Below are 20,675 nucleotides of genomic sequence, written 5' to 3'. Positions count from 1 at the left end.
TCTTTTATATAGAGGCTAATCTGCTGTTTATGTTAATATTTCATACATTTAATCACTATTGATGGGCGGGCTTACATGAAAAAACTGTTCAGACGGTCGACGCCAAGCCGCCAGGTCGGGCTCTTGTTGGCCAATGACAGGATCATGCTGGCTGCAGTGGGCAATCCCCCCGTCTTCGCGACGCGCACCATCAACGGCCCACAGGAGTGGGCTGTGGCCATGAACGAGCTGTTCAGCCGTTATGGGCTGGCCAAGTCTAAAGTGCGGGTAGCCCTCGCCGCCAGCCTTTATCAACAGATCCAGATCGACAAGCCTGCCGTGCCTGACGCCGAGATGGCGGGGGCGCTCCCCTGGGCCATCAAGGACTATGTCAGCGAACCCGTGCTGCAACTGGCGATGGATTATGTGGACTTGCCCACCCCGCCTGCCGGTCGTCCGCGCATCAATGTGATCTGCCTGCCCAAGAGCCGGGTGCAACAGCTGGCCGATGCCATCAACGGCATCGCCACCCTGCAATCCATCATCAGCGACGAGCTGGCGCTCACCTCTCTCTATGAAGCGGATGACACTGTGCGCATGCTGCTGTGGCAGCCCAAGGGGCAGGATCTGCAACTGCTGGTCTTCCATCAGGGGGGGCTCTGCTTCTCCCGCCAGCTGCGCGGTTTCACCAGCCTGACCGGCGAACATGAGCCTGACGCCATGCTGCTCGATTCACTGGCGCTGGAGATCCAGCGCTCCCTCGACTATCTGGCGGGCCAGCTCAAATTGCCCGAGCTGGGTCAGATGCAGTTTGCCGTCGCTTCGCCCTTTATCGGTACCCTGGTGCGTCACATGGAGCAGACCTTCGGCTTTGCCGTCTCCGCCATGGCCAACAAGGCGGTGCTGGCCGGCGTCGAATACCTCTCGGCTTATGCTGCCGCATTGGGGGATGATCAATGAGAGTGTTATTCCCCCTTGCTGCCATGGTCAACAAGACAATGTTGCTGGCTGGCGTCGAATACCTTTCTGCCTACGCAGCCGCCATCGGGGAGGATGCGTGATGAAACGTCAGATAAACCTCTATGGTGCCGAGTTTCGTCCCAAGCGGCAGTGGGCCAGCCTCAATCAGATGGCGTTGGTATGGGGTGTTGCGCTGTTGCTGATCCTGCTGACGGCTATCGGTTACAGCTGGCAGCAGCAACAGGTCAGCCGGGCGCTAGCGCAACGCACCGCCGAGCTGGAGCTCAAGCGCAGCGAGGCCAGACGCCTCGATGCCGAGCTGGCGCGCCATCAGGCGGATCCCCGGCTGCAACAGCAACTGGTCAATAAACGGGATGAGCTGACCGCCAAGCAGGGGCTGATGCGTCAGCTCGGTAGCCTGTCTCTGCAAAAATCCCAGGGCTATGCCAGCGTGATGGCGGATCTCTCCCGCATTCGCAGCAGCAACCTCTCGTTGCAGCGCATCGAGATCAACGAAGGGCGGATCAACCTCTCCGGTTTTGCCGGACGCAGTCAGGATGTGCCGGCCTGGGTCAACCGCTTCAAGCAGACCCCGAGTCTGGTAGGCAAGGAGTTTGGTGAACTGACCCTTGGCCGTGACGAGGAGGGTCGTCTGACCTTCCAGTTGAGCGGCATCGCGCGGGAGAAACCCTGATGAACCTGAAAGCACAATGGCAGGCGTGGGGCCAGCGTATCGCCCTGTTGAGCCAGCGGGAGCGGGTGTTGATCCTGCTTACCGGTCTGGTTTTGCTGGGCGCTGGCAGCATCTACGGTTGGCTCGATGGCGCCGATACCCGCCTGCAGCAGGATCGCATGGCCCTGAGCGCCGCCGAGCGCGACCTCGAAATCATGGAGCTGGAGAACCTCGGCAAACAGGCTCGGCTCAAGCGGGATCCCAATCAGGGCGTTCGCGACCAGCTGGCGCAGGTCGAAGCGGATCTGGCCCGGATCGACGATGAGCTGAAGGCCCAGACCGTCGATCTGATCCCGGCGCACGAGATGCCGCAGGTGCTGGAGGCGCTGCTCTCCCGCTCCGCCAACCTTCACATGCTGGCGCTCAGTTCGCTGGAGCCGACCCCGCTGATGGCGGGAGAACAGAAGGTCAATCTCTACAAACATGGTATCCGGCTTCAGCTAGAAGGTGGATATTTCGATGTTTATCAATACCTTAAAGCGCTGGAAGCCTTGCCGCGCCACTTTTACTGGAAGCAGTTCGACTACCGGGTCAAATCCTATCCCGGCGCGGTGGTGGAGATGGAGATCTACACCCTGAGTACCAGCAAGGAGTTTATCCGTGGCTAGAGTGTTTGCGTTGTGCTGTTGCCTGTTCAGCGTGCTGGCACAGGCGGAGCAGGTCGAGGTATTGCAGGATCCCACCGCACCGCTGGCGGATGTGGCAATTGGCGCCCGTGCGACCGGCGAGAGCAACACCGGTTTACCGAAGCTGCAGAGTGTGGTGCTGGGCAATGGCCCGGCGCTGGCGGTGCTCAATGGCAAGAGTTATCGGGTCGGGCAACAGGTGGATGGCTATACGCTGGTGGCCATCACGGCAGATGCCGTGGTGCTGGAAAAGGCGGGCAAACGCCACGCGGTCACACTCTTTGCCAGCAAGATCCGGGTTTGAGTCGTGCTTGCCTTTCGAGAGGTGGAGCGGCTTTATCGAGTTTAATTGCAAGTCAGGGTGCTCTAATTACATGAAAAAACACCGTCTCTGTCTGATCACCATGGCCATGATGGCCGCAGGCTGTACCACGTATCAGCACCCCGAGCCGACCCAGGCCAAGGATGCTCTCAAACAGGCCATGAACGAACAGCAGAAGCAGGCTGCCCCGCTGACCGCCTTGCCCAAATCGGTGCAGAGTGAATTGCTGCAGCTGAACCGGCCGCAGATGCCGGTCGGCATGCCGGAGAAGCGGCTGCGCATCGCGGCTCACGACGTGGAGGCGGTGGAGTTTTTCGGTTCCCTGTTCAAGGGCTCCCGCTACAGCGTGGCGGTTCATCCCGGGGTGGCCGGGCTGGTCTCGGTCGAGCTCAAGGATGTGACCCTGCCGGAGGTGCTGGCGGTGGTAGGTGACATGTATGGCTTCGACGTGCAGCGCAAGGGCAATGTCTTCCACATCTATCCGGCGGGTCTGCGCACCGAAACCATTCCGGTCAACTATCTGATGATGTCCCGCCGTGGCCTCTCCCGCACCTCGGTCAGCACCGGCGGGGTGACTGCCAATGACAACAACAATGGCAGCAATAACAGCAGTTTCGACAGCGCGTCCAACAACAGCGGCAGCAACAGCTCCTCCAGCAACAACTCGAGCGGTGACAACAGCAACGGTACCCGGATCGAGACTGACACCAACAGCGACTACTGGACCGATCTGCGCGACTCCCTGCAGACCCTGATTGGCACGGGTGATGGTCGCGCCGTGATCACCAGCCCGCAGGCGGGTCTGGTCACTATTCGCGCCTATCCGAAGGAGCTCAAGGCGGTACGTGAATTCCTCAATCAATCCGAGAGTCACCTCAAGCGCCAGGTGGTGCTGGAGGCGCGGATCATCGAAGTCGCCCTCAACGAAGGGTATGAGCAGGGGGTTGACTGGAGCGGTCTCTCCGCCAGTTGGGATGGCGGCAAGGGTATTACCGGCGGCCAGTCACTTGCCAAGACCCAGCTGCCCACCACCCCCAACCAGATCTTCAGTGCGCTGGGCGGCGGCGCCGGTTTCACGATCTCTGATGGCAACTTCGAGGTGGCGGTCAACCTGCTCAAGACCCAGGGCGATGTGAATACCCTCTCCAGCCCGAGGGTCACTGCGACCAACAACCAGAAGGCGGTGATCAAGGTGGGGACGGACGAATATTTCGTCACCAATGCCTCGACCACTACGGTGACCTCGACCGGCACGGCCGAACCTATCGTGACCCCCAATGTGGAGCTGACCCCCTTCTTCTCCGGTATTGCGCTGGACGTAACGCCGCAAATCGATGAAGAGGGCAAGGTGCTGCTCCATATCCACCCTTCCGTTATCGACACAGAAGAGCAGAAGAAGACCATCAACGTCGGTACCGCCAAACCGCTGGAGCTGCCGCTCGCCAAGAGCTCGATCCGCGAGTCCGATACCGTGGTGCAGGCCAATAACGGCGACATTATCGTCATCGGTGGTCTGATGAAGACCGACAAGCAGGAGATCGTCAGCAAGGTGCCGCTGCTGGGAGATATTCCCTGGGTGGGCGAAGCCTTTACCAATCGTCGCGAGAGCACCAAGAAGGTGGAGCTGGTGATCATGCTCAAACCGACCGTGGTGGAGAAAGATACCTGGCAAAACGAGCTGCAGCGTTCCGCAGATCTGCTCGACAAGTGGTATCCGGCGAAGGGGTAAGCCATGAGCTGGCGATTGGCATCTTTCCATTCCGCCGTACTGCGGGCCGAGGCTCGCGGTCGCAGGTTCCCCGTACTGGCTGGTGAGCGCCCATGTACCTGAGCCACTTCGGCCTGCAGGAGGCGCCGTTCGGCCTCACCCCCAATACCGGCTTCTACTACGGCCTGCCCCCTCACGAGGAGGCGCAACAGGTGCTCAATTGGGCGCTGGCGCAAGGGGAGGGATTTATCAAGGTGACCGGCGAGGTGGGTACCGGCAAGACCCTGCTCTGCCGAAAACTGCTGAGCGAGCTGGGCTCGGAAGAGTGCCCGGTGCGGCTCGCCTGGTTGCCCAATCCCCACCTCAGCCCGGCCGAGCTGCGCACAGCGCTGGCGCTGGAACTGGGGTTGTCGGTACGGGATCAGAGCGAGCTGGATCTGACCGATCGTATCCATCGTCACCTGATCAGCCTGCACCAGCAGGGCAGTCGGGTGGTGGTGCTGATCGATGAGGCCCAGGCGCTGCCTGACGAGACTCTGGAGGCGATTCGCCTGTTTGGCAATCTCGAGACCGAATCGAGCAAGCTGCTGCAGATTGTGCTGTTCGGCCAGCCGGAGCTGGATATCAGACTGGCCAGGCCCCACCTGCGCCAACTGCGCCAGCGGATCGGCTTTTCATACTGCCTGCGCCCGCTGCGCTTTGACGAGACCCGCGCCTATCTGGAGCACAGATTGCAGGTCTCCGGCTACCGCGGGGCACCACTGTTTGCCGGCCGCGCCATGCGGATGCTGTGGCGGGCCTCGCGAGGGATCCCGAGACTTATCAACATCCTGGCGCACAAGTGCCTGATGCTGGCCTACGGTCAGGGGAGGCGCCGGATCGATAGCCGTCTGGTGAGGCTCGCCATTCGCGATACCGACGATGCCAGCCGCTTTGCGCCATTGCGCTGGTGGCCCCTGTTACTGTTACTGTTGCTGGGGTGCGCCCTGGCTTATGGAGTCTGGCCATGAGCGTTATCAACCAGATGCTGAAAGATCTGGATCGGCGCCAGCAAGGCGCCGAGGGAACTGCCGTCTATATTGCCCCTGCGCGCCAGCAGGGGTGGTGGATGTTGCTGCTGACCCTGATCTGTGGTCTGGCATTGGGGATCCTCGGTTGGCGCACCTGGATCTACTGGCAGCAGACACACCCTGTCGTCGCCGCCAGCGAAGTGGTGGTTCCCGATGTGGTGACACGGGCCGCCGAGCCAGTCAATCCGCCCGAGCCGGTCGAAGTGGCCGCTGCGCTGCCGTTGCCGGGTGGGGATGAGAGAGTGGCTGATACCGCTGGCGGGCAGGTAGAGGGAGAGATGGCCGATGGTGCCCCCTTTGATGCCTCCAGCGATGTTGACGATTCGGAGCCGACCGATGAAGAGTTGCAGCCCGAGCTCTACGCCGAACTGGCGGCAGAGCAGCAGGCTGTCGCCAGCGCCCCGCGTAAACCGGGCATATTGAAGATCGAGACGGTCGAGCTGTCGGCCAAGGAGCTGGCAGCACTGGCGGAGCGCAAGGCGACCACCGCCATGGCCAAGGGAAGCCTGCGGGATGCGCAGGACAACTACTATCAGGTGCTGGCCCACGATCCCTATAACCAGGGGGCGCGCGAGCAACTGGCGGGGTTGCTCTACGGCGAGGGGCGCCTGACCGAGGCGCGCCAGCTGCTGGAGGAGGGGATCCGGCTCGATCCCCAACAGGCCGATTTTCGTCTGCTGCTGGCCCGTCTTGCCATCAACGAGGGGCAGCAACAGCAGGCGCTTGGCTGGTTGTCCGGTTATCAACCTGATCTTGCCAGCAACTTGGACTATTACGCCACTTGGGCGGGTCTGACCCAAGAGCTGGGTCAAAATGCCGATGCGGCGGCGCTCTATGTGAAGCTGCTGCGCCAGCAGCCGGATCAGGGCCGCTGGTGGCTTGGTCTCGGTGTCGCCGAGGATGGTCAGGGGCACAGCCAGCGGGCACTCGATGCCTATCGCAACGCCCTGCTGCACGGCAATCTCGGCGAGGCGTCGACCAACTGGCTGGAACAACGAATTGGCCAACTAACCCCTTGATAAACGCAGATTCGATGAGCGAAGCCTCATCGGATGCGGCAACGGGTGTGAAGTAACAGATATCGGAGCAAACATGGCACAACCCAGACTGAAAATGCGCCTCGGCGACCTGCTGGTTCAGGAGCAGATCATCTCTGATGATCAGTTGCAGCTTGCCCTGCAGCAGCAGCGTCAGACCGGACGCAAACTGGGTACCACTCTGATTGACCTCGGCTTTATCAGCGAGGTACAGCTGCTGCAGTTCCTCGCTCGCCAGCTGGATGTACCCTTCTTCGATCTCAATAACCTCACCATCGATGCCGCCGCGGTGCCGCTGCTGCCCGAAGTGCAGGCGCGCCGTTATCGGGCGCTGGCGGTCAATCTTACCGACGACAAGGTGACGGTAGCCATGTCGGATCCGGCGGACTTGAGTGCGCTGGATGCCATTGCTGCCTTGCTGAGCCCGCGGGAGATGGTGCTGGCGGTCGCGCGGGAAGGGCAGTTGCTGGACTATTTTGACCGCCTCTATCGCCGCACCCGCGAGATTGAGAGCTTCGCCGAACAGCTGCAGGAGGAGTATCAGGACTCCGGCTTCGAGTTGGGTTCAGGTAATCTGGGGGCCAATGACGAGGGGGAGGCGACGGTGGCCAAGCTGCTGCGCTCCCTGTTCGAGGATGCGGTGCAGGTGGGAGCGTCGGATATCCACATCGAGCCGGACGAGAAGGTGCTGCGCATTCGCCAGCGGATCGACGGCATCCTCCACGAGAATATCCTCAACGAGGTGCGCATCGCCCAGGCGCTGGTGCTGCGTCTCAAGCTGGTGGCCGGGCTCGATATCTCCGAGAAGCGCTTGCCGCAGGATGGCCGTTTCAACATGAAGGTGCGCGGCCGTGATGTGGATGTGCGGATGTCCACCATGCCGGTGCAGTATGGCGAGTCTGTGGTGATGCGTCTGCTGGATCAATCCTCCGGCATCCTGTCGCTGACCGAGACCGGCATGCCGCCGGAGATCCTGACCCGTTTCCGTCGTCAGCTCAAACGCCCGCACGGCATGATCCTGGTGACCGGCCCCACCGGTAGCGGCAAGACCACCACCCTCTATGGCGCCCTCTCCGAGCTCAACCAGTCCAGCAACAAGATCATCACGGTCGAAGATCCGGTGGAGTATCGTTTGCCCCGTATCAGCCAGGTGCAGGTCAATCCCAAGATCGGTCTCACCTTTTCCCACGTGTTGCGTTCTACCCTGCGTCAGGATCCGGACATCCTGCTGGTGGGTGAGATGCGTGACAACGAGACGGTGGAGATCGGCCTGCGTGGCGCCATCACCGGTCACCTGGTGCTGACCACCCTGCACACCAACGATGCGGTGACCAGTGCCTTGCGCCTTATCGACATGGGGGCGCCCGGCTATCTGGTGGCGAGTGCCCTGCGGGCTGTGGTCGCCCAGCGGCTGGTGCGGCGGGTATGTGAGCACTGCGTCGAGGAGAAGGCGCCCGACGAAGGGCAGGCCACCTGGCTCACCGTGCTCTCCGGCGAGGCGCCTGGCCAGCATACCTATCACAAGGGCCGGGGTTGCCAGAGCTGCAACTTTACCGGTTATTCCGGCCGGATCGGGGTCTACGAGCTACTGGAGCTGGATCAGCCGATGATGGATGCCCTGCGCCGCAACGATGCGGAAGGGTTCGCCAAGGCGGCCCGTCAACACGAACACTACCGGCCGCTGGCCCTCACTGCCCTCGATTATGCCCGTCAGGGGATCACCTCGGTGGATGAGGTGTTGCGACTGGCCGAGGATTTGGGGTAAGCGATGGCTAACTTTGCTTACAAGGGGCGTGACCGCCAGGGCAACGCCACCAGTGGCGTGGTCGAAGCGGCCAACGAGATGGCGGCCGCCGAGCAGCTGATGCGCCGTGGTGTGATGCCCACCGAGCTCAAACCGGGCAAGGCCAAGTCCGCCGCCATCGACTGGTCACTGTTGCTGGAAGGTGGCGTCAAGCTGGATGAGCTGGTGATCTTCAGCCGCCAGATGTATGCCCTGACCCGGGCCGGGATCCCGATCCTGCGTGCCATCGCCGGGTTGGAGGAGAGTACCCACAGCAAGCCGCTCAAGCGGGCGCTTCACTCGCTGGGGGAAGATCTTGGCAACGGTCGCCCGCTCTCCAGCTCGATGCAGGCGCACCCCAAGGTATTCAGCAGCCTGTTCGTCGCCATCATCCATGTGGGTGAGAACACAGGTCAGCTGGAAGAGTCCTTTTTGCAGCTCGCCAACTATTTCGAGCTGGAGCTGGAGACTCGCAAGCGGATCAAGACCGCGATGCGCTACCCCAGCTTCGTGATGATCGCCATCGGTATCGCCATGGTGATCCTCAATATCATGGTGATCCCGGTGTTTGCCGGCATGTTCGCCAAATTCGGGGTGGAGTTGCCGCTGGCGACCCGCATTCTGCTCGCCACCTCGCACTTTTTTGTCAACTACTGGTGGCTGCTGCTCGCTATTCTGGCGGGGATGGTGTTCGGTTGGCGCCGCTGGGTCGCCACCACCAAGGGCAAGCTGACCTGGCACCGCTGGCAGCTCAAGTTGCCGATCGTCGGCACCATCATAGAGCGCTCCCTGCTGGCCCGTTTTGCCCGCAGTTTTTCCATGATGCTCAAAGCCGGGGTGCCGCTGAACACCGCGCTGACCCTGGTGGCCGATGCGGTGGATAACGCCTATATGGCGGGGCGGGTACGGGATATGCGCGCCGGTATCGAGCGGGGCGAGAGCCTGCTTCGCACCGCCAGCAGCAGCGGCCTGTTCACCCCGCTGGTGATGCAGATGATCGCCGTGGGTGAGGAGACCGGTCAGGTCGATGACCTGCTGCACGAAGCGGCCGAGTATTACGAGCGCGAGGTGGATTATGACCTCAAGAGTCTCACCGCCCGCATCGAGCCGATCCTGATCGGGATCGTGGCAGTAATGGTGTTGATCCTGGCGCTGGGTATCTTCACGCCTATGTGGGACATGATGAGGGCCGTAAGAGGCAAGTAACCCCGTATCTTCACGCCAGAATGGTGGGACATGATGCGAGCGGGATGTGAGTGGTTCGTAGCAAGTAACTCGGCATCTTCACACCTGAGTGGCTGGGCATGATGAGCGTCGTAAGAGGCAATAGGGCGAGGGAGTCGAGGAGTGGATGAACAGACAGACACAACAGGATGATCGCTGGCTGGCCGGATATCGGCGGATCGCCGTGATAATCCTGCTGATGGTGATCGTCACGACCCTGGTGCGCAGCTATCAGATCAACCGGGAGGAGGCGCAACAGCTTTCGCTCACCCTGCTGGGGGAGCAATTTGCGGAGCGGGCACAGCGTTTGCACGGGATCTGGCTGAATGAACGGCGCCCCGACACCCTGCATAGCGCGGGTCATGGTTGGCAATTTGATGAGCGTGGCTGGCCACTCGGACTGTTGCCCCTGCAATCACCATCAGAAAATTGTCGTCAGTTGTGGCTGGCGTTGGTGGGAGAGACGGAGGGGGGCATGCCACCCTTGCAGTTTCTGGCCCGCCCCGATGGCAGCGGGTGCGAGATGGGGTGGGATGGTTATTGGCTGGTTTATCTGTTTTCCGACGGGCGAGTGATTAAAAAGCCTTGAATGAGGCTAATCATATGACCCAACTACATGATTTTTTTAGGTCTGCATGAAATAATATCGGCCATTACCAAGGGAGCATGAAAATGAAACCAATGGCACCATCAATGCCAAATAACGGGATGACAAGAGTGACCGCCGGCTTCTCCCTGATTGAGCTGGTGATCGTTATCGTGATCCTGGGGATCCTGGCGGTAACGGCGCTGCCCCGTTTTCTGGATGTAACCGACGAGGCGAAAAAGGCCAGCGTCGAGGGCGTCTCGGGTGGTTTTGCAACAGGAGTGTCGCTAGTGCGGGCCCAGTGGGAAGCGGAAGGGCGCGCCAAACAGGATAGCCTCAATACCGTGCTCTATGACGGCAGCCGCTTCTATCTGACCACGCCGACCGATGCCCAGATCAGCAACGGCGAGTTGTCTCCCGGCTATCCCATGGATACTGCGGCTAGCGGCAATCCGGATGTGGATCCGGCCAATCTGAGCGCAGAGCGTTGTCTCAAGATTTGGGAGGGGTTGCTGCAAAACCCGCCCAAGGCTACGGCCAACTTCAATGAAGTACGCGGTAGCGGCAATGACCTGAAATACTATGCCACTGTGAGCAGTAATGGACTGGATTCGGTCTGTCGTTACTATCTGGTCAATAGTTTGAGTAAGGGCAGCGATGGCAAGTATCAGGATCCGCAAGGCAGTACTGATGCATTCATGAGTTTCAGTTACCGTCCGGCGTCCGGTCAGGTGACTACCAACATCAATTGACAGAGGAAAGTGAAATGAAAAAACAGGCGGGTTTTACCCTGATCGAACTGGTTATCGTGATCATTATTCTGGGTATTCTGGCGGTCACCGCTGCACCCAAGTTCCTGAATCTGCAGGATGATGCGCGTAAAGCAGCTGCTGATGGGGTCAAAGCATCACTACAGAGTGCGGCTCAGATGATTTACAGTAAGGCGGCTATCCAAGGTATTGAAAACTCTTCTGCGGCAGTCTCTGTTGCTGGCACTACCGTCGATGCCAAGTATGGCTATCCGACAGTAGGTACCATTGCAAACGCCGTTACTTTAGATGGGTGGGATGAAGTATCTGCATCCAAAGGGACCTTCAAGCCCAAGGCGGCTGGCAATAACGCTAATTGCCAAGTTAAATACAATGAGGCTACTTCAGCCGCTGCATTCAGTGTTGATGTGACAGGTTGTAGCAACTGATTGAATTATCAAGCGAGGCTTTGGCCTCGCTTTCTTCTTTCCCCCTATGAGAAAAACCATGCCTGCAACCAAGGGCTTTACCCTGATTGAACTGGTTGTGGTGATCCTGTTACTCGGGATTCTCGCCGCCTTTGTCGTGCCCAAATGGCTGGGCAAAGGCGGCGTTGAAACTCAAACTGTGCGTGATGAACTGCTGACCCGTCTGCGGTTGGTACAGACCGTCAATATGCATGAGCCTGCCAACCGCTGTACCCTGCTGGTGGTCGCCTCTCCCCGTTTTGCCCACCGTACTTATGCGGCGTGTCCCGCCAGCGATGATCTGGGCAGTGGTTGGACCGATAACCTGCGCACCCGTGGTCGGCTGGTGACCGCCTCTGACGGAATCACGCTTTCCCTGAACAGCAACAGAAGCTTCGTACTCCGCTTCGATCAGATGGGCAGACCGCTAGGCAGCTGTGCCAACGGTTGTACCTTGCTGGTGAGTGATGGTCGCGAAACCAGCCGCATCCAGATTGAGTCTGAGGGGTATATCCATGAGATCCCTTAAGCGCGGCTTTACCCTGATTGAGCTGATTGTCGGCATCGTGCTGCTGGCGGTGGCCTTGACCGGCATTTTGGGGCTGCTGATCAATCAGGCGCCCCGGGCGGTGGATCCGGTACAGCAGGTGCGTGCCGCCCAGCTGGCCCAGCGCCTCTCCGGCGAGATCCTGCAAAAGTCGTTTGATGAACATTCGGATCATAATGGTGGCCGTTATCGTTGTGGCGAGCAGGTGGCGGGGGTGAACATAGCTCCCTGCTCCGGCAGTTATGGCCCCGATGGTGAGCCGGCTCCCTACGCCTATAACGATGTGGATGACTTCGATACTGCGGGAAACTGGCGGGATGCCAGCTGGTTTACCCAGACGGCGGCGGGGATCAGCGGCGAGGAGTATCGCAACTATCAGGTCAGTATTGCGGTCAGCGCCGTCGATTTTAGCGATGGCACCTTCAAGAGTTGTACCGCGCCCTGTTCTGTGGGCAAGCGGATTGATCTGCAGATCAAGCTGCCGGATGAGAGCGTACTCGACTTCTCCTTCTACCGGGGGAACTACTGATGAATCGTTCCGCTGTCGGGTGTTGCCTGCCTGTCCGAAAGTCCGCTCCTGTAACCACTTCCGGCCTCCGATTATGTCTGGCGGCTAGTCGAACTTACCGTAAACCTGGGGGTAACAGTGGCTTTACCCTGGTCGAGCTGGTGATGGTGATCCTGCTGCTGGGCATCATGGCGACATTTACCAGCCAGTTTATCGGCATCGGCAGCCAGATCTATGGTGATGCCAGCAGTCGTGAGCAGTTGATGAGCGATGCCCGCTTCGCCATGGAACGGCTTAATCGCGAACTGCGCGATGCGGTGCCGGGATCGGAGCGGATCGAGACGCTTGATGGTACCTGGGTTGACTCGGGGGCTTGCCTGCGGTTCTGGCCTATCAGCACCTCCAGCCGCTATCTGGCGCTTAACCGTGCCATGTCGGGGAGCACGGCCACCCTTGAGCTGGTGATGGCGACCCCGGCTTCTGCTGCCAGCCCGTCGAGTGCAGATCCGTTAGCCGTCGGCAAAGGTGACTGGATGATCGTTTTCCCGGTACCTGACCCAAGTGCAGGGTCGCTGCTGAGCAATTGTGAATATGGCCGCTGTGTGGCCAGGGTTGCTGATGTGCTGGCGCCCGTCTCCGGCGCACAAACGATCCGCTATACCAATAGCGAGAGTCTGGCTGGCCTCTCTCCCGGTAGCCGTGTCTACTTTGCCAATCAACAGGTACGTTATTGCGTTGATGGGGGCACCCTCACTCGTGCCAGTGCCGCAATCGGTGCTCCTTTACCTGCGCAAGGCGTGCTGATGGCAGAGTCGCTCCGCGCTGGCGGTTTCTATCGGGAAACATCGGCATTCAACGCGGAAGGGGAGTTTGGCATGCGGTTCTTGTTCGAACGCAAGGGGGAGTCGGTCACCTTCAGCCACAAGATCGAGGTGTTCAATGTCCCGTGATGCACTCCCGGCAGGACGGATGCGTGGTAGCGCCCTGATGATCGCCCTGTTTGTGATCGTGGTGATGGCGCTGCTGGCGGCCGCCATGGGCCGTTTTCTGGTCGACAGTAGCGAGAAAAATACCGTGGAGGTACGCAGTGTGCGTGCTCTGCTGGCCGCCCAGAGCGGGCTGGAGATTGCTCTGTATCAGCTGTTTCCGAACCGGCCTGCTGCGCCATCTCCCCAGGATCGTTGTGACTGGATCAGCCCGACCCCCTCGTTCACCGGCGTTACCGGTCTGGTGCAGTGCCAAGTTGCTGTGCGTTGCACTCAGATTCCGGTGACCTATAACGGTGCCGTGACTAATGGCTATCGTCTCGAGAGTGTCGGAACCTGTGGTTCCTCTGAACTGGATAGTGCGAGTCCCGATTTTGCCGTGAGCAGAACTCTGATGCTTGAAGCGTATGACGGAGGCGGACAATGAAATGGGTATGGGCGCTTGCCCTCTTTACTGGCCATGTCTGGGCCTTCGACCCTATCGACACAGGCACGCTCTTTCCGGATGTGGTGCAAGGGCATCATGGCAACAACAATAACGTTTGCCATCAGATTAGCGGCTACCAGCTTAGCCAACTCAACAACGCCAAGATCAACGGTTCCGGCGGTTTGCCTCTCAACTTCTGCTCCATCCAGCCGGATCAGAACAATACGCCGCGCTGCGATGATGGTACTGGCGGCTACATGGTTTGTAGCGTTACTGGCAAAGATATCCGCGGGCTGTCCCTGAGCGGGAATAATGCTTTTCCCGCCATCACCTCCAATTCGACCCAGCTCTGTTCGTTCGGTTCGCAAACGGCTTCCAGTACCTCTTATGGTGCGATGACGGTAGAAAACTGCACTATGACGTTCCCCAGCCGCAGCACCTACCTGATCAAGACGCTGACAGTGCGCAACAACGCGATCCTGGTGCTGGGGGAGGGGGATTACTTCATCGACAAGCTGATTCTGGACAGCGGTACCATCCGTCTCTCAGGCAGTGGCACCACCCGGATTTTCGTCAATCAGGATGTCAAGCTGGTCAATACGGTCAATATCAATGCCAATAATCAGGGCAGTCTCATCTGGGTTAACTATAACGACATGGTGATCGACAACCGCACCACGTTTTATGGTTATCTCTATGCCGATGGGAAGCTCACCATGAACAATAATGCCACCGTCTATGGCAGGGTGACGGCCCGCTATCTGGCCATGGATGCCCAGTCCAGCATCAATGAAGCGGTACTTCCGCCGATGCTGACCTGTTTTGTCGACGGTTTCGAAAGCAGCCAGATCAACCCCGACAGTTGGGTCGTGGCTCAGCGCAACAACAGCACATTGCCATCGGTGCAGAATGGTCGCCTGCGTCTCACCCAGAACGTCACCAACCAGGCCACGTCGGCCACTTTCCAGCGCCTCTTCCCCGGTGCAGGTAACCTGGTGACGGTCGAGTTCGATCAATACGCCTACAAGACTTCCGGCACAAGCGGGGCGGATGGCATGGCGGTGGTGCTCTCGGATGCCACCCTGACGCCACAACCTGGTGCATTTGGTGGCCCCCTGGGATACGGTTTCAAGACCGGGATCAGTGGTTTTGCGGGCGGCTGGCTTGGTGTCGGGATCGACGAATACGGCAACTACGCCAATGAGGGGGGGTCTTATAATATCGGCTCCCGACCGCAGGCCGTCTCTATTCGCGGATCCGGCTCCGGTACCTCCGGTTACCGCTACCTGGCCGGAACCGCCAGCAATCTCAACCCGACCGTCGACAGCGGTACCAACAGCAATCGCCCCCACCGCTATCGCATTACGGTCGACTCTCGCACGGCGGGCAACTCGGTGGCCACCGTCGAACGGGATAGCGGTGACGGGTTTCGTACGCTCGTTGGTCCAATCAACATGACGAGCCAGACCGGCCAAGCGACAGTACCGGGCAACTTCCTGCTGTCATTGACTGGGTCCACCGGGTCGGTGACCAACTTCCACGAGATCGATAACGTGCGGATCTGTGCGCTGCGTTCCAGTCCAGTGGGCACCCAGATCGATCATTTCGAATTCGATCACAGCGGCAATGCGCTGACCTGCAACCCTGAAACCCTGACCATTCGGGCCTGTGCCAATGCCGACTGCAGCCTGTTGGTGACCGAACCCGTGACTGCCACCCTGCAACCCGCAACGAGTAGCAGCGGTGGTTGGGTGGGAGGCAATCAAGTGAGCTTCAGCGGAGGAACCACCACGCTGGCGCTGCGACAGAATACCGCCGGTACGGTGACCGTCGGGGTCAGCGGCTCGACGCCCTCGACCAAACCGTTGAGTACCACCCTGTGCCGGGTTGGCGGTGGCGCCAAGAGTGCGGCTGCCTGTACGCTCACCTTTGCCGACAGCGGATTTATCTTCGACGTGCCCGACACCTACTCGAACCAGCCGCAGACGGTGACCATCAAGGCGGTCAAAAAGAGCGATGTGACCAAGCAGTGTGTGCCGGGGTTTGCCAGCCAGACCAAGAGCGTCAAGTTCTGGAGCAGCTATATCACCCCCACCAGTAACCCCTATAACAGCCAGATGAGCGTCAACAGCAGTACGATTGGTGCCAGTCAGGGGGCTGCAACGCCGCTCTCCCTCGTATTCGATGCGCAGGGGCAGTCGAGCATAACGGTTAAGTACCCGGATGCGGGCAAGGTGCAACTGGATGCTCGTTATGATGGTACTGGCAGTGAAGCCGGTCTGGTGATGCTAGGCGCGGATCAGTTTGTGGCTCGCCCGGTCGGTCTGTGCATCACGCCCCCGCAAGGGGTCTGCGCGGCAGGTGACAGCAGCTGTCCGGTATTCAAAAAAGCGGGGGAAACGTTCCAGGTAGATATCAAGGCGATGGCCTGGGAATCCGCCAATGATGGGGATATCTGCGTAGGGAATCAGACTACGCCCAACTTTGCCCTGCCCAATATTGCTCTGGGCAGTACGCTGGTGGCACCCAATCCGGGCACTAATGCAACGCTGGGTACTACCACCTATAACCATGTTGCTGCGGCCAACAGTATCAATAGCGTTAGCCAGACTGTGAGCGAGGTGGGAGTATTCCGGATGACGGCGACGCCGCCAGTCAATGGCTACTTCAATTACACCATCCCATCAACCCAGAGCCAGCCGGTGGGGCGTTTTATTCCTGCCGACTTCAATCTGGTGAGCGGCGACATAGTGCCAGCCTGCAATGCGTTCTCCTATATGGGGCAGCCCTTTGGCGTCATGCTGGATGTGCTGGCTCGTAATACGATGGGCGTACAGACCCGAAACTATACGGGGCCCTTTGCCAAGGGCGAAGCCTATCTCTCGGTTGCCAATGATAAGGATGGTAAATCCCTGTCGAGCCGCTTGCGCAGTCTGCAGCCGCTGCCATGGCTCGATGGCCGTGCGGCCTTGACTACCGGTAGCAGCGAGTTTGTGCGCCTCTCTGGCACGCAACCGGATGGTCCCTACAACTCTTTGTTGTTTGGTCTGTATATGAGGGATAACGATGGCGACAGAACGCTGATTGCCAGCCCGAATTTCAATGATGCCGTGGTAGGTAACTGCAGTGGCAGCGGCTGTAATGCCCGTCAGATAGACAGTGTGCCTATGAAAGCCTATTTTGGCCGCCTGCAGGCGGGCACGGCGGCGGGTCTGGCCTCGGCACCGCTGGCCATTCCACTGCAGATGCAATATTACGAAGGGGGCAACTGGCTGCAAAACAAGGAAGATCAATGTACCCAGTTCTCTTTGGCCAATCAGGGGTTCACTTTCCTCAATCCGAGTCACACCTTTGATGCGGCGACTCGCGAGCTGAATCTGGGGGCAGGTCGCAATATCAAGCTGGGATTGGGCAGTTCGGCACCGGGTGGGGATGCTGCACTGGCGAAAGACGGGGAGATCCTGTTCCACTTTGCCAAGCCGGACATCTCGGTGCGCATCCCCTACAAGGTCGAATTGGCAAAACAGCCATCATCGCCACTCTGGTTGTCTGACCCAACGAGTGCCAATGACGGCAACCTGCAAGGTGAGGCCATTTTCGGCTCCAGCCGGGGTAATGACAGAATTATTTATCGGCGCGAAGTATTGCAGTAATTGATGTGTAAGGGGGGTTGGCTCAACAGCATCCCCCTAAATCCTTGTTTATTAGTGTTTGCAAGCGTGTGCGAGTGAGTGATGACTCGCATTTTTGTCGCGCCTGATTGATTGGCGACAGTTTGAGCGCTTGCCCATTGGGGTGGGCATTGGTAAAGTTAGCCGGTTTTCTGCACCTCCAAATTCTTAGGATTTCCCGTAGCCATGTTCAAAAAGCTCAGAGGCGTCTTTTCCAACGATCTGTCGATCGATTTGGGAACTGCCAACACCCTGATCTATGTAAAAGATCAAGGGATCGTCCTTAACGAACCCTCAGTTGTCGCCATTCGCCAAGAGCGCGGGAACGCCAAATCGGTCGCTGCTGTCGGTCATGCCGCCAAGCAGATGCTGGGCCGTACCCCGGGCAACATTTCCGCAATCCGCCCGATGAAAGATGGCGTGATCGCCGATTTCTACGTGACCGAGAAGATGCTGCAGCACTTCATCAAGCAGGTTCACGACAACAACTATTTCCGCCCCAGCCCGCGTGTGCTGGTGTGTGTACCGTGCGGTTCAACCCAGGTTGAGCGTCGCGCCATCAAGGAGTCCGCACTGGGCGCCGGTGCCCGCGAGGTCTACCTGATCGATGAGCCTATGGCTGCTGCCATCGGTGCCGGCCTGCCGGTATCCGAAGCGACCGGTTCCATGGTGGTTGATATCGGTGGTGGTACCACTGAAGTGGCCATCATCTCCCTGAACGGTGTGGTCTACTCCCAGTCAGTCCGTATCGGTGGCGACAAGTTTGACGAAGCGATCATCAGCTACGTCCGTCGCAACTACGGCAGCCTGATCGGTGAAGCGACTGCCGAGCGTATCAAGCACGAGATCGGCTCCGCCTATCCGGGCGAAGAGGTGCGCGAGATCGAAGTCCGTGGTCGCAACCTGGCTGAAGGTGTACCGCGCAGTTTCACCCTCAACTCCAACGAAATCCTGGAAGCGCTGCAAGAGCCGCTGTCCGGTATCGTGGCCGCCGTCATGGTGGCGCTGGAGCAGTCTCCGCCGGAACTGGCTTCCGACATCTCCGAGCGCGGCATGGTGCTGACCGGTGGTGGCGCTCTGCTGAAAGATATCGACCGTCTGCTGATGGAAGAGACCGGCATTCCTGTCGTCGTGGCCGAAGATCCCCTCACCTGTGTGGCCCGTGGCGGCGGCAAGGCGCTGGAGCTGATCGATATGCACGGTGGCGATCTGTTCCACTACGAATAAGACCCAAAGCCGGCCAGCGTGCCGGCTCTTTTTTGACGACCCATGAAACCCATTTTTGGTAGAGGCCCTTCGCTTCAGTTACGGTTGTTTCTCGCCGTCATCATCTCCATCGCTGCCATCGTCGCGGATTCCCGCTTCGGTGTGTTTACCCATGTCCGCGTCTACCTCAGTTCGTTAGTCAGTCCCCTGCAATACATGGCCAATGCGCCCGGTACTCTGCTCGACACCATGTCGACCCAGGTGCAGACCCGTGCCGATCTCATCGAGCAGACCAAGCAGCAGGAGCAACAGCTGTTTACCCTGCGCTCTCGCCTGCTCAAGATGGATCATCTGGAGCACGAGAACCAGCGTCTGCGCGAGCTGCTCGGTTCGCCGGTGCACAAAGAGTCCCGCAAGATGGTGGCCGAGCTGCTGTCGGTGGATTCCGACCCCTTCAGCCATCAGGTGCTGATCAACAAGGGGGCGCTGGATGGCGTCTATAACGGTCAGGCGGTGATCAACGATCAGGGTGTGATTGGTCAGGTGCTCCACGTGGGCTCCACCACCAGTCGCGTGCTGCTGATAACCGACTCCAGCCACGGCATTCCGGTGCGGGTGCTGCGCAACGACTTGCGCGCCATCGCCTCCGGCAGTGGTGAGCTCGACAAGTTGGAGCTGCGCAACCTGCCGCGCAACACCGATATTCAGGTGGGGGATCTGTTGGTCACCTCCGGTCTGGGTGGCCGTTTCCCTGAAGGTTATCCGGTGGCGACCGTGACCCGCTCTGAATATGTGGAGGGCAAGCCCTTCGCCCAGGTCGAGGCCAAGCCGCTGGTAGAGCTGGATCGGCTGCGTTATCTGCTGCTGCTGTGGACCGACAAGAAACCCGAAGTACATGATGATGAGAATGGCGAACGGGTGGCAACGGCTGCCTCCGCCGCTGGAGCCACTCGCTGATGCTGCAACCCGCCAGCGGCAGGATCTGGATCTGGATTTCGATCCTGCTGGCCTTGAGCCTGTCGATCCTGCCGCTTCCTTTCGAATTTGATCCATTCCGTCCGGACTGGCTGGCCATGGTGCTCATTTACTGGGCACTGGCCTTGCCGCACCGGGCCAATGTCGGCACAGCCTGGGTGGCCGGCCTGCTGCTGGATGTGCTGCTTGGCAGCACCCTCGGTGTGCGGGCGATGGCGATGGCCATTACTACCTATCTGGCCGCCTTCCAGTTCCAGAAGATCCGCAACTTTTCCCTCTGGCAACAGGCCCTGATCATCGGTGGGCTGTCGCTGGTGGGCAAGCTGACGGTGTTCTGGGCCGAGCACCTGTTCAGCCGGGCCAGCCTCAACTTCGCCTACTTTTGGTCGATGTTGACGACGATGCTAATATGGCCCTGGGTATTTCTGGTGCTGCGCAAGGTGCGGCGCCGCTTCAATATCAGGTAAATATGAGCAAAAACAACGAACTGCAACTCTATCTCGCCTCTGGTTCTCCCCGTCGTCGCGAACTGCTGACCCAGCTTGGCTATCGTTTTGATGTGCTGAAACTGGATGTACCGGAGCAACGGGAAGAGGGGGAGAAGCCGCAAGATTATGTCTGTCGTCTCGCTCGCGACAAGGCGATGGCGGGTGTGGCGTGTGCGCCGACAGCGTTGCCGGTGCTGGGGGCCGACACCATAGTGGTGCTGGGGGATAGGGTGCTGGAAAAACCGTCCGATCTGCTCGATGCCAAGGATATGCTGGAGGCGCTCTCCGGCAAGGTGCATCAGGTGATGACCGCGGTGGCGCTGGCCAGCCCCGAGCGTTGTGACGTGCGACTGGTCACCACCAACGTGGCGTTTCGCAAGCTGGACGAGGCCGAGATCGAGGCTTACTGGCAAACCGGCGAGCCCTGTGACAAGGCCGGGGCCTACGGCATTCAGGGTATTGCCGGCAAGTTTGTCAGCCGTATCGAAGGGAGCTACAGCGCCGTGGTCGGCCTGCCGCTGCTGGAGACGGATCTATTGATCAAGCAGCATCTGGAACAACACAAGTAATTTTCCGTCAGCTGTGCTCTGCTGCGTTCTTCCTTGCGCGCGTTGTACCGGATT

Annotated in this window: 21 protein-coding genes; all 21 read left to right on the top strand. The window is 59.5% G+C overall.

Going from position 1 to position 20,675, the window contains the following annotated elements; translation table 11 throughout:
- Window positions 1-75 precede the first annotated feature (75 nt).
- The 21 genes from G5193_RS07260 (at window position 76) to G5193_RS07160 (ending at window position 20,621) form a co-directional block, all read left to right on the top strand.
- Window positions 76-939 carry an MSHA biogenesis protein MshI gene (locus G5193_RS07260; RefSeq protein ID WP_421205609.1) on the top strand — a complete coding sequence of 288 codons (864 nt, stop codon included), beginning with the start codon at window positions 76-78 and terminating at the stop codon, window positions 937-939.
- Between the two features lie 100 nt (window positions 940-1,039).
- Window positions 1,040-1,633 (top strand): PilN domain-containing protein, encoded by a 594-nt coding sequence (locus tag G5193_RS07255; protein ID WP_128834786.1) that lies wholly within the window; start codon window positions 1,040-1,042, stop codon window positions 1,631-1,633.
- Entirely contained in the window at window positions 1,633-2,280 is a 648-nt protein-coding gene (pilO, locus tag G5193_RS07250; protein WP_266134566.1) for a type 4a pilus biogenesis protein PilO, read from the top strand. Before G5193_RS07255 ends, pilO begins: the two co-directional genes overlap by 1 nt.
- Complete coding sequence (locus tag G5193_RS07245; protein WP_266134567.1) at window positions 2,273-2,602, top strand: SctD/MshK family protein; 330 nt, start codon at window positions 2,273-2,275, stop codon at window positions 2,600-2,602. Before pilO ends, G5193_RS07245 begins: the two co-directional genes overlap by 8 nt.
- Window positions 2,603-2,672: 70 nt before the next feature.
- Complete coding sequence (gene mshL / locus G5193_RS07240; RefSeq protein WP_216952745.1) at window positions 2,673-4,349, top strand: pilus (MSHA type) biogenesis protein MshL; 1,677 nt, start codon at window positions 2,673-2,675, stop codon at window positions 4,347-4,349.
- A gap of 92 nt (window positions 4,350-4,441) precedes the next feature.
- Window positions 4,442-5,338, top strand: coding sequence for an ExeA family protein (locus G5193_RS07235; protein ID WP_421205607.1), 897 nt, complete (start codon window positions 4,442-4,444; stop codon window positions 5,336-5,338).
- A complete protein-coding gene (locus G5193_RS07230; protein WP_181281662.1) occupies window positions 5,335-6,417 on the top strand; it encodes a tetratricopeptide repeat protein in 1,083 nt (360 codons plus the stop codon). The genes G5193_RS07235 and G5193_RS07230 overlap by 4 nt, the downstream gene beginning before the upstream one ends.
- Window positions 6,418-6,490: 73 nt before the next feature.
- Window positions 6,491-8,200, top strand: a complete 1,710-nt coding sequence (mshE, locus tag G5193_RS07225; protein ID WP_106844139.1) for an MSHA fimbrial ATPase MshE — start codon at window positions 6,491-6,493, stop codon at window positions 8,198-8,200.
- A 3-nt stretch (window positions 8,201-8,203) separates the two neighbouring features.
- A complete protein-coding gene (locus G5193_RS07220) occupies window positions 8,204-9,424 on the top strand; it encodes a type II secretion system F family protein (protein ID WP_421205605.1) in 1,221 nt (406 codons plus the stop codon).
- A gap of 145 nt (window positions 9,425-9,569) precedes the next feature.
- Entirely contained in the window at window positions 9,570-10,031 is a 462-nt protein-coding gene (locus G5193_RS07215) for a hypothetical protein (protein WP_128834793.1), read from the top strand.
- 77 nt (window positions 10,032-10,108) lie between these two features.
- Entirely contained in the window at window positions 10,109-10,780 is a 672-nt protein-coding gene (locus G5193_RS07210) for a prepilin-type N-terminal cleavage/methylation domain-containing protein (RefSeq protein WP_106844142.1), read from the top strand.
- Between the two features lie 14 nt (window positions 10,781-10,794).
- Window positions 10,795-11,226 carry a prepilin-type N-terminal cleavage/methylation domain-containing protein gene (locus tag G5193_RS07205; protein ID WP_319920144.1) on the top strand — a complete coding sequence of 144 codons (432 nt, stop codon included), beginning with the start codon at window positions 10,795-10,797 and terminating at the stop codon, window positions 11,224-11,226.
- A 58-nt stretch (window positions 11,227-11,284) separates the two neighbouring features.
- Entirely contained in the window at window positions 11,285-11,773 is a 489-nt protein-coding gene (locus G5193_RS07200; protein ID WP_128834795.1) for a type II secretion system protein, read from the top strand.
- A complete protein-coding gene (locus G5193_RS07195; RefSeq protein WP_421205603.1) occupies window positions 11,760-12,320 on the top strand; it encodes a type IV pilus modification PilV family protein in 561 nt (186 codons plus the stop codon). The genes G5193_RS07200 and G5193_RS07195 overlap by 14 nt, the downstream gene beginning before the upstream one ends.
- Entirely contained in the window at window positions 12,320-13,249 is a 930-nt protein-coding gene (locus G5193_RS07190) for a PilW family protein (RefSeq protein ID WP_421205601.1), read from the top strand. The genes G5193_RS07195 and G5193_RS07190 overlap by 1 nt, the downstream gene beginning before the upstream one ends.
- Window positions 13,250-13,286: 37 nt before the next feature.
- Complete coding sequence (locus tag G5193_RS07185; protein ID WP_144716014.1) at window positions 13,287-13,712, top strand: MSHA biogenesis protein MshP; 426 nt, start codon at window positions 13,287-13,289, stop codon at window positions 13,710-13,712.
- Window positions 13,709-17,365, top strand: a complete 3,657-nt coding sequence (locus tag G5193_RS07180) for a DUF6701 domain-containing protein (RefSeq protein ID WP_421205599.1) — start codon at window positions 13,709-13,711, stop codon at window positions 17,363-17,365. The genes G5193_RS07185 and G5193_RS07180 overlap by 4 nt, the downstream gene beginning before the upstream one ends.
- Window positions 17,366-17,569: 204 nt before the next feature.
- On the top strand, window positions 17,570-18,610 hold the full coding sequence (locus G5193_RS07175; protein ID WP_005340051.1) for a rod shape-determining protein: 1,041 nt from the start codon (window positions 17,570-17,572) through the stop codon (window positions 18,608-18,610).
- A gap of 42 nt (window positions 18,611-18,652) precedes the next feature.
- The gene (gene mreC / locus G5193_RS07170) at window positions 18,653-19,546 is read left to right on the top strand and encodes a rod shape-determining protein MreC (protein WP_005342907.1); all 894 of its coding nucleotides are present in this window, start codon (window positions 18,653-18,655) and stop codon (window positions 19,544-19,546) included.
- A complete protein-coding gene (gene mreD, locus G5193_RS07165) occupies window positions 19,546-20,031 on the top strand; it encodes a rod shape-determining protein MreD (RefSeq protein WP_227341518.1) in 486 nt (161 codons plus the stop codon). Before mreC ends, mreD begins: the two co-directional genes overlap by 1 nt.
- 2 nt (window positions 20,032-20,033) lie before the next feature.
- Window positions 20,034-20,621 (top strand): Maf family protein, encoded by a 588-nt coding sequence (locus G5193_RS07160; protein ID WP_227341517.1) that lies wholly within the window; start codon window positions 20,034-20,036, stop codon window positions 20,619-20,621.
- Window positions 20,622-20,675: the final 54 nt, after the last annotated feature.

It is taken from the genome of Aeromonas sp. 601027 (assembly GCF_049174455.1).
GTDB classification, from domain to species: Bacteria; Pseudomonadota; Gammaproteobacteria; order Enterobacterales; family Aeromonadaceae; genus Aeromonas; species Aeromonas veronii_A.
Note: the sequence above shows the minus strand (reverse complement) of the source record. Positions and strands in the feature narration are given on the sequence as shown.

Coding starts and splice junctions, on each gene's coding strand:
- mreD (WP_227341518.1), top strand. CDS start 19,546: ATGCTGCAACCCGCCAGCGGCAGGATCTGGATCTGGATTTCGATCCTG.
- G5193_RS07210 (WP_106844142.1), top strand. CDS start 10,109: ATGAAAATGAAACCAATGGCACCATCAATGCCAAATAACGGGATGACA.
- G5193_RS07190 (WP_421205601.1), top strand. CDS start 12,320: ATGAATCGTTCCGCTGTCGGGTGTTGCCTGCCTGTCCGAAAGTCCGCT.
- G5193_RS07175 (WP_005340051.1), top strand. CDS start 17,570: ATGTTCAAAAAGCTCAGAGGCGTCTTTTCCAACGATCTGTCGATCGAT.
- G5193_RS07235 (WP_421205607.1), top strand. CDS start 4,442: ATGTACCTGAGCCACTTCGGCCTGCAGGAGGCGCCGTTCGGCCTCACC.
- pilO (WP_266134566.1), top strand. CDS start 1,633: ATGAACCTGAAAGCACAATGGCAGGCGTGGGGCCAGCGTATCGCCCTG.
- G5193_RS07215 (WP_128834793.1), top strand. CDS start 9,570: ATGAACAGACAGACACAACAGGATGATCGCTGGCTGGCCGGATATCGG.
- G5193_RS07195 (WP_421205603.1), top strand. CDS start 11,760: ATGAGATCCCTTAAGCGCGGCTTTACCCTGATTGAGCTGATTGTCGGC.
- mreC (WP_005342907.1), top strand. CDS start 18,653: ATGAAACCCATTTTTGGTAGAGGCCCTTCGCTTCAGTTACGGTTGTTT.
- mshL (WP_216952745.1), top strand. CDS start 2,673: ATGAAAAAACACCGTCTCTGTCTGATCACCATGGCCATGATGGCCGCA.
- G5193_RS07185 (WP_144716014.1), top strand. CDS start 13,287: ATGATCGCCCTGTTTGTGATCGTGGTGATGGCGCTGCTGGCGGCCGCC.
- G5193_RS07205 (WP_319920144.1), top strand. CDS start 10,795: ATGAAAAAACAGGCGGGTTTTACCCTGATCGAACTGGTTATCGTGATC.
- G5193_RS07200 (WP_128834795.1), top strand. CDS start 11,285: ATGCCTGCAACCAAGGGCTTTACCCTGATTGAACTGGTTGTGGTGATC.
- mshE (WP_106844139.1), top strand. CDS start 6,491: ATGGCACAACCCAGACTGAAAATGCGCCTCGGCGACCTGCTGGTTCAG.
- G5193_RS07180 (WP_421205599.1), top strand. CDS start 13,709: ATGAAATGGGTATGGGCGCTTGCCCTCTTTACTGGCCATGTCTGGGCC.
- G5193_RS07260 (WP_421205609.1), top strand. CDS start 76: ATGAAAAAACTGTTCAGACGGTCGACGCCAAGCCGCCAGGTCGGGCTC.
- G5193_RS07160 (WP_227341517.1), top strand. CDS start 20,034: ATGAGCAAAAACAACGAACTGCAACTCTATCTCGCCTCTGGTTCTCCC.
- G5193_RS07230 (WP_181281662.1), top strand. CDS start 5,335: ATGAGCGTTATCAACCAGATGCTGAAAGATCTGGATCGGCGCCAGCAA.
- G5193_RS07255 (WP_128834786.1), top strand. CDS start 1,040: ATGAAACGTCAGATAAACCTCTATGGTGCCGAGTTTCGTCCCAAGCGG.
- G5193_RS07220 (WP_421205605.1), top strand. CDS start 8,204: ATGGCTAACTTTGCTTACAAGGGGCGTGACCGCCAGGGCAACGCCACC.